General features: G+C 60.7%; 11 protein-coding genes. 4 read left to right on the top strand and 7 right to left on the bottom strand.

Annotation, left to right across the window (positions count from 1 at the left end; translation table 11 throughout):
• Positions 1-61: 61 nt before the first annotated feature.
• Positions 62-1813, bottom strand: a complete 1752-nt coding sequence (acsA, locus tag KDL09_RS21920) for an acetate--CoA ligase (RefSeq protein WP_294389919.1) — start codon at positions 1811-1813, stop codon at positions 62-64.
• Positions 1814-1990: 177 nt separating this feature from the next.
• On the opposite strand from acsA, the gene KDL09_RS21915 reads away from it, so the two are divergent.
• Together KDL09_RS21915 and KDL09_RS21910 are read left to right on the top strand one after the other, a co-directional pair.
• Positions 1991-2971, top strand: a complete 981-nt coding sequence (locus tag KDL09_RS21915) for a J domain-containing protein (RefSeq protein WP_294389917.1) — start codon at positions 1991-1993, stop codon at positions 2969-2971.
• Between the two features lies 1 nt (position 2972).
• The gene (locus tag KDL09_RS21910) at positions 2973-3227 is read left to right on the top strand and encodes a chaperone modulator CbpM (RefSeq protein ID WP_294389915.1); all 255 of its coding nucleotides are present in this window, start codon (positions 2973-2975) and stop codon (positions 3225-3227) included.
• Between the two features lie 5 nt (positions 3228-3232).
• On the opposite strand, the gene KDL09_RS21905 is transcribed toward KDL09_RS21910, so the two are convergent.
• The 3 genes from KDL09_RS21905 to KDL09_RS21895 form a co-directional block, all read right to left on the bottom strand.
• Positions 3233-4597, bottom strand: a complete 1365-nt coding sequence (locus KDL09_RS21905; RefSeq protein WP_294389913.1) for a Gfo/Idh/MocA family oxidoreductase — start codon at positions 4595-4597, stop codon at positions 3233-3235.
• A gap of 142 nt (positions 4598-4739) precedes the next feature.
• Positions 4740-5222 (bottom strand): hypothetical protein, encoded by a 483-nt coding sequence (locus KDL09_RS21900; RefSeq protein WP_294389911.1) that lies wholly within the window; start codon positions 5220-5222, stop codon positions 4740-4742.
• A gap of 4 nt (positions 5223-5226) precedes the next feature.
• The gene (locus KDL09_RS21895; RefSeq protein WP_294389908.1) at positions 5227-5547 is read right to left on the bottom strand and encodes a hypothetical protein; all 321 of its coding nucleotides are present in this window, start codon (positions 5545-5547) and stop codon (positions 5227-5229) included.
• A 173-nt stretch (positions 5548-5720) separates the two neighbouring features.
• Between KDL09_RS21895 and KDL09_RS21890 the strand changes: the two genes are divergently transcribed.
• Together KDL09_RS21890 and KDL09_RS21885 are read left to right on the top strand one after the other, a co-directional pair.
• Positions 5721-6089 (top strand): iron-sulfur cluster assembly accessory protein, encoded by a 369-nt coding sequence (locus KDL09_RS21890; RefSeq protein ID WP_294389905.1) that lies wholly within the window; start codon positions 5721-5723, stop codon positions 6087-6089.
• A gap of 5 nt (positions 6090-6094) precedes the next feature.
• Positions 6095-6655, top strand: a complete 561-nt coding sequence (locus tag KDL09_RS21885) for a J domain-containing protein (RefSeq protein WP_294389902.1) — start codon at positions 6095-6097, stop codon at positions 6653-6655.
• 22 nt (positions 6656-6677) lie between these two features.
• On the opposite strand, the gene KDL09_RS21880 is transcribed toward KDL09_RS21885, so the two are convergent.
• Genes KDL09_RS21880 through KDL09_RS21870 form a run of 3 tightly spaced genes read right to left on the bottom strand, consistent with a single transcriptional unit; the run spans position 6678 to position 13336 of the window.
• Positions 6678-8531, bottom strand: a complete 1854-nt coding sequence (locus KDL09_RS21880) for a hypothetical protein (protein ID WP_294389897.1) — start codon at positions 8529-8531, stop codon at positions 6678-6680.
• Positions 8532-8585: 54 nt separating this feature from the next.
• The gene (locus KDL09_RS21875; protein WP_294389895.1) at positions 8586-10952 is read right to left on the bottom strand and encodes an FtsX-like permease family protein; all 2367 of its coding nucleotides are present in this window, start codon (positions 10950-10952) and stop codon (positions 8586-8588) included.
• 17 nt (positions 10953-10969) lie between these two features.
• Positions 10970-13336: an ABC transporter permease gene (locus KDL09_RS21870; protein WP_294389892.1), complete on the bottom strand. Its 2367-nt coding sequence runs from the start codon at positions 13334-13336 to the stop codon at positions 10970-10972.
• Positions 13337-13411 lie beyond the last annotated feature (75 nt).

Here is a 13411-nt window from a genome sequence, read left to right as displayed (position 1 = left end):
GCGCACCATCTGCCAGAGGAGGCGGCGCGCTTGATCGTGGTCTGGCAGGGGCGTGCTCATGTCAGTCGTTCTCCAAAGTGGACAGATCGCCTTCAGGCAGGCCGAGTTCGCGCGCCTTGAGCAGACGTCGCATGATTTTGCCGCTGCGCGTCTTGGGCAGGCTCTCGACAAAGGCTATCTCCTTCGGTGCGACGGCAGGTCCGAGTCTCTTGCGGGCAAAGCCGATCAAGTCCATGCGCAGCGCGTCATTGCCTTCGTGTCCGGCTTTGACGACGACAAACGCCTTCACGAGCTGGCCGATCAACGGATCCGGCTTGCCGATGACACCCGATTCCGCAACGGAGGGATGCTCCATGAGAGCGCTCTCGACTTCGAACGGTCCTACCATGTGACCGGAGGTCTTGATGATGTCGTCGGCTCGACCGACGAACCAGAAGTAGCCGTCCGCGTCGCGCTTCGCCAGATCGCCGCTGAGATACCAACCGTCCACAAAGCACTTCGCATAGCGCGCTTCGTCGTGCAGGTAGGCGCGAAACATCGACGGCCAGCCGGGTTTGAGCGCAAGCTCACCTTCCACATCGCACTCGGTGATGACCTCGACACCCGCGTCGCCTTTCTTGACGATGGCCGCTTCGATGCCCGGCAACGGCTTGCCCATGGAACCAGGGCGGATGTCCATCGCCGCGTAGTTGGCGATCATGATGCCGCCGGTTTCCGTCTGCCACCAGTTGTCGTGAATGGGCAGCCCAAGCGCGCACTGCCCCCACACAACGGCTTCCGGATTCAACGGTTCACCCACGCTATGAATGAGACGCAAGGCGCCCAGATCGAACTGCTGGCGCGGCTCTCCCGGAATGCGCATCAGTCGGCGGATCGCGGTGGGCGCGGTGTACCACACGGTGACCTTTTGATCTTGAAGCAAACAATACCAGCGCTCGGCGTCGAAGTCAGCTTCGTCGACGAGGTTCGTCACGCCATGCAGCAGCGGTGCAAAGATGCCATACGAAGTGCCGGTGACCCAGCCGGGATCGGCGGTGCACCAGAAGATGTCCTCCGGATGCAGATCGAGCACGTAGCGCCCTGTGGCGAAATGAGTGAGCGCCGCCTGATGCACATGCACCGCACCCTTCGGCATGCCGGTGGTGCCGCTGGTGAAATGCAGCAGCGCCATGTCCTCGGGACTCGTTGGCGGAATCTCGAACTGCGTGCTCGCGGCGGCCATCAACTTCGGCCACGAGCGCACACAGCCATCGAGATCGTCCTCTGCATCGGCGAGCAGGATGAATTGCAGCGAAGGCAGTCGCTCGCGCAAGGAAGCGACCTTCTTTTCATACAACGCCTTCGTAGTCACCAGCACCTTTGCGTCACCGCGGCTCAGCCGCTGCCACACCGGCTCCGGACCAAACTGCGAGAACAGCGGACAAAACACGCTCACGTTTTTCAACGTGCCCAGCGCGGCGAAGTACAGTTCCGGTACGCGGCTCATCAGAGCGAACACGCGCTCCCCTTTCCCGACGCCCAGCGTTCGCAACACATTCGCAAAGCGTGCCGAGTGGTCGGCCATGTCCGCATAGGTGAGGTCATGCACGCTGCCGTCTTTGCCGAGCCAGCGCAGCGCGAGATGAGCGGCGCGAGTTCCTCGGGCATGACGATCCACCGCTTCATGCGCGATGTTCAGTCCACCGCCGGGAAGCCCCTGCAGTTCCGCACGAATCGCATCCCACGAATGCGCGGCGCGCGCTTGATTATAGTCGGCCAGGTTGGGCGTCACACGCAGTGCCTGCAGGTCTTTGCAAATGGGATCAAAGGACATGGCTGGAACGGACGGAACTGGTTGAAGCCCGACGACCACCACCTAACACGCTCCGAGGCCGCCAAGTCTTGTCGCGAGTTGCGGGATATGGGGCCGATGTTGCTCCGGCATTTTCAAAGGATGCGCACAGAATCGCATCGACAGCACCGTCACTCTTGCTCCGTTTTCACCACAACCATGCCCGCCCAGTTCAAGGACTACTACACCACCCTCGGCGTCTCGCGTGACGCCACACCGGACGACATCAAGAAGGCCTTCCGCAAACTCGCGAGAAAGTACCATCCCGACACGGCCACGGACAAGAAGGCCGCCGAGGAGAAGTTCAAGGAGATCAACGAAGCCAATGAGGTGCTCAGCGATCCGGAGAAGCGGAAGAAGTATGACACGCTCGGTGCACACTGGAACGAAGCAGGCGGATTCGAGCGACCGCCGGGCTGGCAGCAGTCCGCAAGCCCCGAAGGAGCCTACTCTCAGGAGTTTCATTTCGGTGGCACCGGTTTCAGCGACTTCTTCGAGCAGTATTTCAGCGGGGGCAGCCGCTATGGATTCCCACAGGGGTTTGAGGAGGAGATTCCGACCGGCGCCGCGCGCCAGGGCCGCGCACGCCGCGGTCACGATGTTGAAGGAGACATTCTCGTCACGCTCGAAGAAGCCATGCATGGCACGCAGCGGCCGATCTCGTTGCAAACGATGAACCGGCAGACGGGCGCGGTGCAAACGCACGAGTTTCAGGTGCGCATCCCGCCTGGAGCGACCGACGGACGCCGCATCCGTGTGCCCGGACAAGGCGAACCGGGACACAACGGCGGTGAAGCAGGCGACCTCTACCTGCGCGTGCGACATGCCTCGCATCCCGACTTCACCACACGCGAAGCGGATGTGTATCACGAACTCGACGTAGCGCCTTGGGAAGCGGTCCTTGGCGCGGAGATCGTTGTTCCAACTCTCGACGGTTCCATCAAACTGCGCATTCCGGAGAACGCAGAAAACGAACAGAAGCTCCGCGTCAGAGGACGCGGCCTGCCAAAAGGAAAAACCGGTGAGCGTGGCGACTTCTACGTTACCCTGCACATCTCGCTGCCCACGAAGATCAGCGACGCCGAACGCGCCCTGTGGGAACAACTGCGCAGCGCATCAACCTTCAACCCTCGCGCCTGACATGAGCGACGCATCGACACAGACCTACACCTTGGAAATCCTCGCCGAAACCACGGGGCTCTCCACGCAGACAATCGTGCAGTATCAGGAGCACGGACTGATCCGGGCAGAGTACGATGACGAAACCCTGCGCACCCTGCGCCGGATCCAGCACTTGCGTGAAACCTGCGAGATGAATCTCGCAGGACTCAAGCTGCTCACGCAACTGCTTGATGAAGTCGAACAGTTGCGCAACGAACTGCGGGCCAGACGCTGACCGAGTTACGCGAACTTGGTGACACCGGGAATCGGCATCGGACTCGGAACGAACTTGTCAGCGAACTGAAGGTTGTCCGGAGCGAGATCCTGCTGCGAGGACACGATGGCCAAAGCGACGCGCTCACCCGCCTTGCCCTTTTCGCCGGGAGCCGGTGCTGAATCATCTTTCCAAGTAAGTTTCTGGCCGGTGTAGGCGGCTTCGCGGCCCATGATGGCGATGAGCGTCGAACTCATCATGCGGTCACCGTTGTTGATGACTTCTCCTTTGCGAATGGCATTGAAGAGCGCCTCATGCTCGAGGTCGTACATGTTTTTCTCCTCGCCGCGCCAGCGCCAACGGTTTTCGCCCTGAATGAAAGGAGCGCTGCCTTTGCCGATTGTGAGCCGGCCCTTGGTGCCCTGGATGTAGTCGATGACCTCGTTGTGGCAGCCGGTGATCTGACGGTTCGTGAGGTGACAAAGGATGCCGCCTTCCCACTCGTAGGCGCAATGGAAGTGGTCAAAGATGTTACCGTCTTCCGCAGGACGCTGACGTCCGCCGGTGGCGATGACGCTGACTGGAGGCGTGTCCTTCATGGCCCAGCAGATCTTATCCAAGCTGTGAACCGCCTGCTCGACGATGCTGTCGCCGCTGAGCCAGGAGAAGTTGTACCAGTTGCGCACCTGCCACTCGACGTCGCCCATGCCAGCGGGACGCGCACTGGCTGGCGGCATGGTTTTGACCGGACCGGCGTAGTAGGTGGCCAGAATGCCGGTGATGTCGCCGATCTGACCGTCATGAAGGCGTTTGTAGCACTCGATTCGGCTGGTGTTGTAGCGCCAGCAGAAACCGGCGACGAGATTGAGCTTCTTCTGCTTGGCCTTCTCGACCGCGGCCTGTGCCACACGATAGCCGGCCGCATCGACGGCCATCGGCTTCTCGCAGAAAATGTGCTTCCCGGCTTCCACCGCAGCCGTGAGATGAAGCGGACGGAATCCAGGAGGAGTGGCGAGAAGGACGACATCCACGCCGCTGTCGATGAGTTTCTGGTAGGCGTCGAGACCGGTAAACTTCTTGTCCGGCTTCACGTCGACACGATCCGGGAACTGGGTGGAGAGATTCTTGATGCTGCTCTCGATCTGCGTGTCGAACGCATCCGCCATGGCGACGATCTTCGAGTTATAGTCCGCGCCCAGAGCCTGCGCCGCAGCGCCGGTGCCGCGACCGCCACAGCCGATCAGGCCGATTTTCAAAGTCTCGTTTGAATCCGCCTTCTGCTGCGCGAGCAGGCTGCCGGCAGAAGTAAGAACGGCCGGAGCAAGAAGGGCGCCACCGCTAGCATTGAGGAAACGGCGACGTGAGAAGGCGGAGACGGCTGGATCGGACATGAGTGCAGTAGTTGGATGAAAGTTGAGTTGAGATTTCGGCGCGGGGGCTGCAATCCTTTCAGCCAAAGATCAGATTGCCCCCGGGCAACCGACGGACATTAGGAAGCCGCTAATGCGCAGCCTGTGAGTGCACTTCCTGCCTTCAGCTGTGTCGAGGAATGACCTTCGTCGGCCCGGAAGCCTGTGGCGGATGTCCGCCGTTCTCCAAATCGCCCAACGGTTGCGTCTCTTCACGGCTGATCTCATCGTCGGGAGCTGGCTCCAGCAGGGCCTGAACCAAAAGCTGAGTGTCGTCCAGAAACGTCAGTCCGGCACGGCGCATGAAGTCCACCTCCGATGCATGCGTGTGAAGCGTGATGAGCAGGCACTCACCATGAAACAGAGCCAGCACGAAGACTCCCTCATACCCAAACCAGAACGTTCTCACATCGCGATCACCGCCACTGCCGAAATGCGCGCGAGCATCATGCAGCACCTGCAACAGGCGCTCGGCGCGAAATTCTTCGTACGGCAGCAGATTGATGAGAATCTGGCGCCGCCAGCACAACAGCATGCCGTTGACCGAGCCCGCGTGTTTCAAACGTTCAAGGGCCGAACGAAGAGAAGGAGTGATCGACGCAGCCATGGTTTTACTCCTCCGTTGAGTTGGCTCGCGTAAGCAGTTCAAACATCGGCATCCGCTCTCCGATGAGCGCGCCCGCCCCCGGATCCTTCGCGTCCGTGCCGGCGTCGAAATAGGCAAAGTTCAGCGTGAAGTCCTCTTCCTGCAGCGTGCCCATCCAGGGAGCACCCAGTTCCAGACACTCACCCACCTTCAAACCGAAGTGCCGCAGACCTTGGAAATCAGCGGCGTAGTTATTGACGGCTTCCTGACCGCTGTCGCTGGCAACAAGGCCGTCCTTCAGGGTGAAAAGTTGCAGAGGAAGAGGTAAAACCTCGGAGGCGCTCATGAGAAATTCAGGTTGTCCCTCCTTGGTCTCAAAAATCCGCATGCGAGGCAAGCTTATTCCGCGAAGCGAAGCAAAAAAGCCCGCGCGCAAATCGGGCGTAAGAAGGACCGGTCGCGTCGTTGATCATTTCGTCATTCGTCATTTACTGATCTGTGCGCTATCCTGCACGGTCCATGACCGCCACCGCCCCCAGCTTCAAAATCGGCAACGAAAAACTCATCAAGGTGCTGCCAAACGCCGCCAACCGCCTGCTTGGCCTGCTCAAGAAGCAGGGCCGCGCGGAGAACGGCGCCCTGCGCGTCGCGGTCGTCGGCGGCGGCTGTTCCGGCCTGCAATACAAAATGGATCTCGTCGATGGTCCCGCCAACCGCGACATCATGGTCACCTCCAGCGATGTGCGAGTCGTCATTGACCCGAAGAGCGCCTTGTTTGTCTCCGGCTCGGAGCTCGACTACAGCGATGACATGCAAAGCGGTGGCTTCAAGGTGAAGAACCCCAATGCCGTCGTCACCTGCTCCTGCGGCGAAAGTTTCTCCGCCTGACACCGATGTCGAACGCCTTCGCCCTTCTCGGTCTTCCGCGAGTCGCCGCGCTCGATGATGAGACGCTGCAAAAAGCGTGGCTCGCCGCAAGCCGAAGCGCCCATCCCGACCAGCCCGGCGGCGACACGGCCAGCGCCGCCGAGATCAATGCGGCATACGAAACGCTGCAAACGCCGGAGAAGCGACTCAAGCACCTGCTTGAACTCCACCAAGTTCCCTGGCGCACCGTTCCCATCGATGACGCCATGATGACTCTCTTCGGCCGGCTCGGCCCTGTGCTGCAAAACGTCGCAGCCTTTCTCAAGCGTCGTCAGGCCGCTGCAACCGCTTTGGCCAAGGCCCTGCTGTCTCCGGATGAAATGCGGCTGCGCGAGCAACTCGAAGCGCTTGGCGCCACGCTTGACGACGAACGCTCAGCGCTGCTCGAAACACTCACAGCGTTCGACGCTCGTCTCAGCACTGGAGACACCAGTGCCCTCGCCGATCTTCAAGTGCTTCAAGCGCGCCTTGCCTACCTCGGCAAGTGGCAGGCTCAGGTGCGTGAAGCGTTGCTGAGCCTGATGTGAAGCTCTGAGTCTTCGCAGTGCGTCACTTCGCCTCAAACCGTTTCCGCAATTCGTTGAAGTAACGTCGAACCTGTTCGCGACGTGCAGGAGGAAGAGCGGCTTCATCGAGAGCGGCCTCCTCGGCCTGAATGGCTTCGAGGGTGGCCTGGGTGGCGGTGCGGGCGGATTGTTCATTTCGCGTGCCACCTTCGACACTGCGCACGGTGCTCTGGCCTTCGTTGTTCTGCTGCCCTTGAACGACACTTTGATTGCCGCTGTTTTGCTTTTGTGTGGGCGCGCTGTTCAGGTCTGCCTTGCCAACCCCGGGCGGAAGGCCTGAACCTGGCATGGCGAGAATCGGACCTTGAGGATCGCTTGGACTTTGATCGCCAGGCATGATGAGCAGCGGAGTCTTGTCGTCCGGTTTCGCTCCGCCGGGAATGGGAGCGAGCAGCATTGGCTGGCCATTGGAAGGCGCGCCCTGCTGTCCGGGCTGACCTTGTTGTCCCTGTCCCATCGTCAGCAGTTGCTGCTGCTGGCCCTGCCCCTGCCCGCTCTGCGGCTGTTGCATTTGATTCTGTTGCCCGGACTGGCCCATGCCAGGCGGATTCAGTCCCTGCTGTTGGCTTTGAGCCTGTCCCACCTGCGGCGCGCTGCCTTGCTGCCCCTGCGGGCCACTTTGCCCGGCCGGGCTCATCTGCTGCATTGCGCCACCATTGCTCTCGTTCTGTCCGGCAATGTTGCTGCCGGAATCTCGCAATTGCTGCGCAAGCTGCTGGAGTTCATTTCGCGACTGCTCGCGCAGTGCGAGATCGCGCATCTTGTCGGCCAGCTTCTGAAACTCTTCACCCGCACCCGCAGGCTTGCCCTGTTGCATCTGGTCACCCGCCGCGAGCACGTTCTGGCCGACGGTGCGCTTGCGATCCTCCTTGTCCGCCTGCTGCTGCACATCTTTGAGAGCTTCGTTCATGCGCTCCTTCGCATCAGCATCGAGCTGAGGTGATTTGAGCCGGTTGGCGAGCATTTCGGCGGCTTTGGCGGAAGCCTTCGCGTTCTTCGCGGCCACGGAGTCACCGAGATCGGCAGTGTCGGCATGCTGACGCAGCGCTTCGACAAGTTTGTCCGAGGCCCAGGCCTCTTTGCCATTCCCCAGTTCGTCCGCGAGTTTCTCCGCGTCACGCGCACGCCGTTCAAGCTCGGCCAGCACGTCGCGTGCGTCTTTGCCACCCGCATTCGCGAGATCCGAAGCCGTCTGTTGAAGCTTCCGTTTCAAATCCTCAACCTGCTTGGTCTCCTCCTCTTTGAGGCCGGCGAGTTTCTTTTTCTCCCAGTCGGTCTGCGCGAGCTTCTGCGCCTCATCGGCAGCTTTGCGCGTCATCTCCTCATCCATCACCACCACCTCTGACGGCGGAGCGGTGACAATGCTGATGAAACTGCCCAGAATCGCGATGAACAGCGGAATCGCCAGCCACCGATCCGGCTTCAAAGGCAGATCCCTTCTCAGAGATGGCAAAGCCTGGGACAGCATCTCGCGCTGCGCCGCGATATGCATTCTCGCGGCATCACTGCCTTCCGAGCGCTGCTCAAACCACCATGCGGAGGCAAAGGCCTCACGCCTGCCCGCCGCCTGATCCCACAGGGCCAGTGCACTGAACGCACCGGGCCTGCGCCACCAGGCATAGGCGAGACTGCCGGCGAGCCACAGGATCAGGCCAAGCCAGGGCGTGACGACCGCTACGGAACCGCGCAGCGCCGCGAGCACCATCAGCACCAACACCAGCGAGGACGGGATCAAAGTCATGCGCAGCACCACCAGCCACCGCCTCAGCACCACCCACACCTGCACACGCTGCGCCACGGGGGCGAAGACGGATTCGGCGGCAGTCTGGATGTTCATAGGCTGAATACATCGCATAACGCCGCAAAGGCCAAGTACTTTGGGTGGCACGCTTCAATCCCGCGCCTTGAGCACGCCCACCATGTCCAGTTTGTTTAACATGCGACTGACCACAATGAAGGAAGCGCAGGACGCCGCCGCCACGACGACCACGGCCATCGTGTAGGTGTGCAAACTGATCACCAGCGGCATGCGGATCGTCTCGGTGCGCACTTTCTCGATGATCAAAGTGGCAAGCCCACGGCCAAACAGGAGTCCGGCTGGAAGTGCGGTGACGATGAGCAGCATCAGTTCCCCAAGCAGCACGCCCGCGACCTCACGCCGGGTGAAACCCACAACCCGCAGCGTAGCGAGATCCCGGCTGCGTTCGGACAAGGCGATGCGAGCGCTGTTATAAACCACACCAAAGGCGACGATCACGGCAAGTACAAGGTAAAGCTGGCGCAGGATGCCGATGCTCTGTCCGGTGGTGCTGCGAAAAGCATCAAGCTGGTCTTTTTTGACCAGAGTGATCGCCGCACGCGGCGTGTCCTTCACCTCACGCATGAAGTCAGCCCAGCGCTTCTGATCGACCGTCATGTAGGCCCCGCTGACCGTCTCCCCCTCATGCATGAGACGATGCAGCGCGCCGATGTCCATGTATGCGGAGACGCCGGCAAAGTCCTCGATGAAACCGCGGATGGGAACCCCCATCGTGCCACGTCTGCCTTCGAGCGCCTCAACCTGCACCACATCGCCGATATGAGCCCCCAAGATAATGCCGAGTTGTGCCGACATGACGATGCCGTCGTCAGGCAGAACGATGCGCCGCCGTTCCGCATCCATGAGACGGTTGAGATCCGCATCACGCGGCAGTCCATTGACCGCGAGCTTCCGTGAATGATGCCCATAGCGAATGCGCGCCTGCACAACGCGCACGGGCTCTGCACGCTGAACGCCGGGCAGCTGCTCCAAGTTGTGCAGCGCATCCGCAGATCCCGGCTCCGAAAAAAACACCACCACATCCTGCCGCTGCACGTCATTCCATTGGTAGGTCAGCATGTAGTCGATGCTGTCGGCCATCGATCCCGGCAGCACCATGAGCCCCGTGGCCAGAGTGAGGCCAAACACGGTGAACAAAGCCTGCAGCGGACGGCGCTCGATGTTTCTCAAGGCCATGCGCAATCCGGGACTGCAGCCACGAGTGAGCCCCAGCCGCTCAAAAGTGGACGGCTTGAAATCCGTCGGTGGTTCAGGCCGCATGGCCTCGGCAGGCGGCAGCTTGACCGCCATCCAAACAACGCTGATTACCCCGAGAAACGAAGCAATCGCGCTCACGACGAGGGCGATGCCCAGTGCACTGTAGTCCATGCGAAAGTCCAGCGAGGGAAAACGGAAAAACAGATCGTAGATGCGCACCAGTCCGCCCCCCATCCAGCGACCTACAAAGCCGCCGATCAGCGTACCAAGCACCACAATAACAAACGCATAGTTCAAATAGTGCCGCCCAACCTGCCATGAAGAGTATCCCAGCGCCTTCAACTGAGCGATCTGCTCGCGCTGCAACCGGACAAGCCGTGCAAGCACCGCATTCACCATGAACGCCGCCACACTCAGAAAAACGACCGGATACGCAACGGAGAGAGCACGCACCACGCGCAGTTCATCGTCCAGCCGTTGGGCGCTGTTGTGCTCCCGACGCGTGTAGGCCCCCTGGGCTCCGTAATCCATCAACAGGCGGTCCATCTCGGCGATCACCGGCCCCGACTGCGCACCCGGCGACAGGTCCACGCAGATGTCATTGAATGCACCGTCGAGGTTGTAAGGAACGGCGACAGCCTGGTAGTTGATCCAAAACACGCCATAACGTTTGTTGTCGGGCAAAGTCTGCCCAGGCCGCGCCTCAAACACGAACTCAGGCGAAAGACCAATGCCGCAGATGATGAGAGAATCGCGATGCCCGTTGATGATCGCCACCAGGCTGTCGCCAATCCGAAGTTTGTTGGCAATGGCGAAGGATTCACTCACCACCACGTGGCGGCGCTCGTCAGGAAACGGCAGCCTGCCGAGACGAACGAAGACCTTGTTGAGCGTCTGAGAACGACCTTCGGGCAATGATACGAGATGCGCCGAGGCGGGTTCGGTCATGCCCACCAGATCGAGGGTAGCATCCACCACCACGCGGGCCTCCACCGCCGCCACGCCAGGAATCTCCGCAACACGATCCGCCAAGGACAACGGCGCTCGCTTCAAGGAAGAGAACACATCCGCCAGGCGGTAGCGTTGATAGTACGCGTCCCGTGTGCTCTCCAACGTCAGCACAATGCTGCGCGTCATGATCATCATGGCGAGACCACAGGCCATGACGAGACTCACAGCCACGATCTGCCCCTTCATGCCGCCAAGGTCACGAAGAAGTTTCAGATCAAGCGGTGTGTGCATGGAGTATCAGAGCGGCTTCAATCACGTGCTTTAAGAACACTGACCAGATCAAGCTTGCTGAGCATGAGGCTGACGGCGGCAAAGGAGGCGCTGGCGGCGGCCAGGATCACCAGCACGGCGTTGGCGTAGGTGCTGGGATTGATGTGAGGCGGCAGACGAACCATCTCCGTTCCGACGGCGGCGATGACATACCGCGCGAGCCCGTGCCCAAACAGCAGGCCCGCCGGCAGAGCTGCGAGCACCAACAGCGACAGCTCCCCCAGCAGCACGCCGGCAATCTCCCTCTTCGTCAGCCCCACCACGCGCAGCGTGGCAAGATCACGGCCACGTTCCGAGAGGGCGATGCGGGCGCTGTTGTAAACCACACCGAAGGCCACGATGACCGCGAGCCAGAGAAACAGCGTACGTAGCATTCCGATGCTCTGACCGGTGGACGCTCGAAAAGCCTCCAACTGATCCTTCTTCACACTGGCGAATTCGATCTGAGGCTGATTTTTGACGTCCCTCATGAAGGCGTCCCATTGATTCTCATCCACTCTCAGAAACGCGCCCGATATCGCCTCCCCTTCGCGCAGATGGAGCCGCACGGCATCGATGTCCATGTAAGCATCCAGACCGTAGAAGTCGGACATGAAACCACGCACTGCGATCTCCCGCGTCTCACAACGTCCCTCCATGGATTGCACCTGCAGTTTGTCTCCGATCTTCACTCCCAGCACCTCCCCGAGCTTTTGCGAAACAACCACCCCCTCGGGAGGCAGCACGATCGGATCGCCCTGAACATCCCTGGCGTGGACGAGTCCGGCGCCCTGGGTGAGTCCGAGAACAAAAACCCTGCGGGAGTGGTGACCGTTGCTCAGACGCGCGAGAAAGCCGCGAAAAGGCTCGACCACACTGACACCCGCCAGATGCTCGATGTCATGCTGCGTCCTCCGTGAGGATGGGTTCCGCATGCTAAGGATGACACTCTGCCGAAAATGGTCGTTCCATTGATAGGTCAGGAGGTAGTCCACACTGTCCGCAAGCGCGCCGGGCAACACCAGCAATCCTGTGGCAAGCGCCAGCCCGGCCGTAGTGAATCCGGCCTGCATCGGCCGGCGTTCGATGTTGCGCAGCGCCATGCGAAACACGAGACCGGCGCCGCGGGTCAGACCGGCGCGCTCCAACAGCGAAGGCTTGAAATCTGATGGAGGCTCGGGGCGCATGGCCTCTGCAGGTGAGAGCTTCACCGCAAGCCAGACCGCCCCCGCCACTCCCAGCACGGCAGCGCCTGCGCTGACCGCGATGGCCATCAACAAGGCGGTGTGGTCCACCTGAAAGTGCAGTTCCGGGAAATGAAAAAGCAGGGTGTATACTCCCAGCATGATGCTCCCCAAGCGCCAGCTGACGGCCATTCCGATCGCCCCCCCGACGGCCACGATCACCAGGGCATAGCTCAAATAGTGCCGGCCCACCTGCCATGAGGTGTAGCCCAAGGCCTTAAGCTGGGCGATCTGCTCCCTCTGCAACCGGACCAGACGAGTGGTGACCGAGTTCACCATGAACGCGGCCACACAGAGAAAGACGATCGGATAAGCCACTGACAACGCACGAACGATGCGCAGCTCGTCATCCAGCCGCTTCGAACTAAAATGATCCTTCAACGCGTAGGCACCGGACGCACCGTATGGTGCCAACAGGCTGTCCACCTCCTCGATGACCTCCTTCGGAATCGCGCCAGGCGACAAGTCCATGCATACACTGTTGAAGGCACCGTCCAGATCGAAGGCGGTGGCGACAGGGCCGTAGCGCATCCAAAAAACGCCGTAGTGCCTGTTGTCCGGAAGTGTCTGACCTGGGGACGCTTCAAACACCACTTCAGGCGACATTCCGATCCCGCAGACATCGAGGTGATCGCGACGACCATTCATAACGGCGGTGATGCGGTCGCCAATGTGCAGACCATGTGCCAATGCAAAGGCTTCACTCACCACAGCCTCTCGTTGCGCCCCGACGTCCGGCAGTCTCCCGCGACGCAGGAAGATCTGATTGAGCTTCGGTTCACCATCGTCCGGGAGGGAGACGATACGGCCTTTGACCGGCTCCTGCACGCCCGCCATGTCCAGCAAGGCGCCCTCCACCACTCTCAACTCCACGACGGCGACCCCGGGGATGCTGCTGAGACGTTTTTCCATGGACAGCGGAGCGCTGGTCAAACTGCCAAACACATCCGGCATCCGAAACCGCTGATAATAGGCGTCCCGCGTACTCTCCAAGCTCAGAATGATGCCATGCGAGACAATCATCATCGCCACACCACAGGCCATCACCAGGCTCGTCACAAAGAACTGGCCCTTCATCCCGACGATGTCGCGGAGAAGTTTACGGTCGAGAGTGGGAATCATTCGGAGGAATTTGCAACAACGGTAAATGACGGGTAAGTCACGCACCTGTCATCAAGCCTTTGTGAGAGCGGTGTG

The organism is Prosthecobacter sp. (assembly GCF_020439865.1).
GTDB lineage: Bacteria > Verrucomicrobiota > Verrucomicrobiia > Verrucomicrobiales > Verrucomicrobiaceae > Prosthecobacter.
Note: the sequence above shows the minus strand (reverse complement) of the source record. Positions and strands in the feature narration are given on the sequence as shown.

Coding starts and splice junctions, on each gene's coding strand:
- acsA (WP_294389919.1), bottom strand. CDS start 1,813: ATGTCCTTTGATCCCATTTGCAAAGACCTGCAGGCACTGCGTGTGACG.
- KDL09_RS21915 (WP_294389917.1), top strand. CDS start 1,991: ATGCCCGCCCAGTTCAAGGACTACTACACCACCCTCGGCGTCTCGCGT.
- KDL09_RS21910 (WP_294389915.1), top strand. CDS start 2,973: ATGAGCGACGCATCGACACAGACCTACACCTTGGAAATCCTCGCCGAA.
- KDL09_RS21905 (WP_294389913.1), bottom strand. CDS start 4,597: ATGTCCGATCCAGCCGTCTCCGCCTTCTCACGTCGCCGTTTCCTCAAT.
- KDL09_RS21900 (WP_294389911.1), bottom strand. CDS start 5,222: ATGGCTGCGTCGATCACTCCTTCTCTTCGTTCGGCCCTTGAACGTTTG.
- KDL09_RS21895 (WP_294389908.1), bottom strand. CDS start 5,547: ATGAGCGCCTCCGAGGTTTTACCTCTTCCTCTGCAACTTTTCACCCTG.
- KDL09_RS21890 (WP_294389905.1), top strand. CDS start 5,721: ATGACCGCCACCGCCCCCAGCTTCAAAATCGGCAACGAAAAACTCATC.
- KDL09_RS21885 (WP_294389902.1), top strand. CDS start 6,095: ATGTCGAACGCCTTCGCCCTTCTCGGTCTTCCGCGAGTCGCCGCGCTC.
- KDL09_RS21880 (WP_294389897.1), bottom strand. CDS start 8,531: ATGAACATCCAGACTGCCGCCGAATCCGTCTTCGCCCCCGTGGCGCAG.
- KDL09_RS21875 (WP_294389895.1), bottom strand. CDS start 10,952: ATGCACACACCGCTTGATCTGAAACTTCTTCGTGACCTTGGCGGCATG.
- KDL09_RS21870 (WP_294389892.1), bottom strand. CDS start 13,336: ATGATTCCCACTCTCGACCGTAAACTTCTCCGCGACATCGTCGGGATG.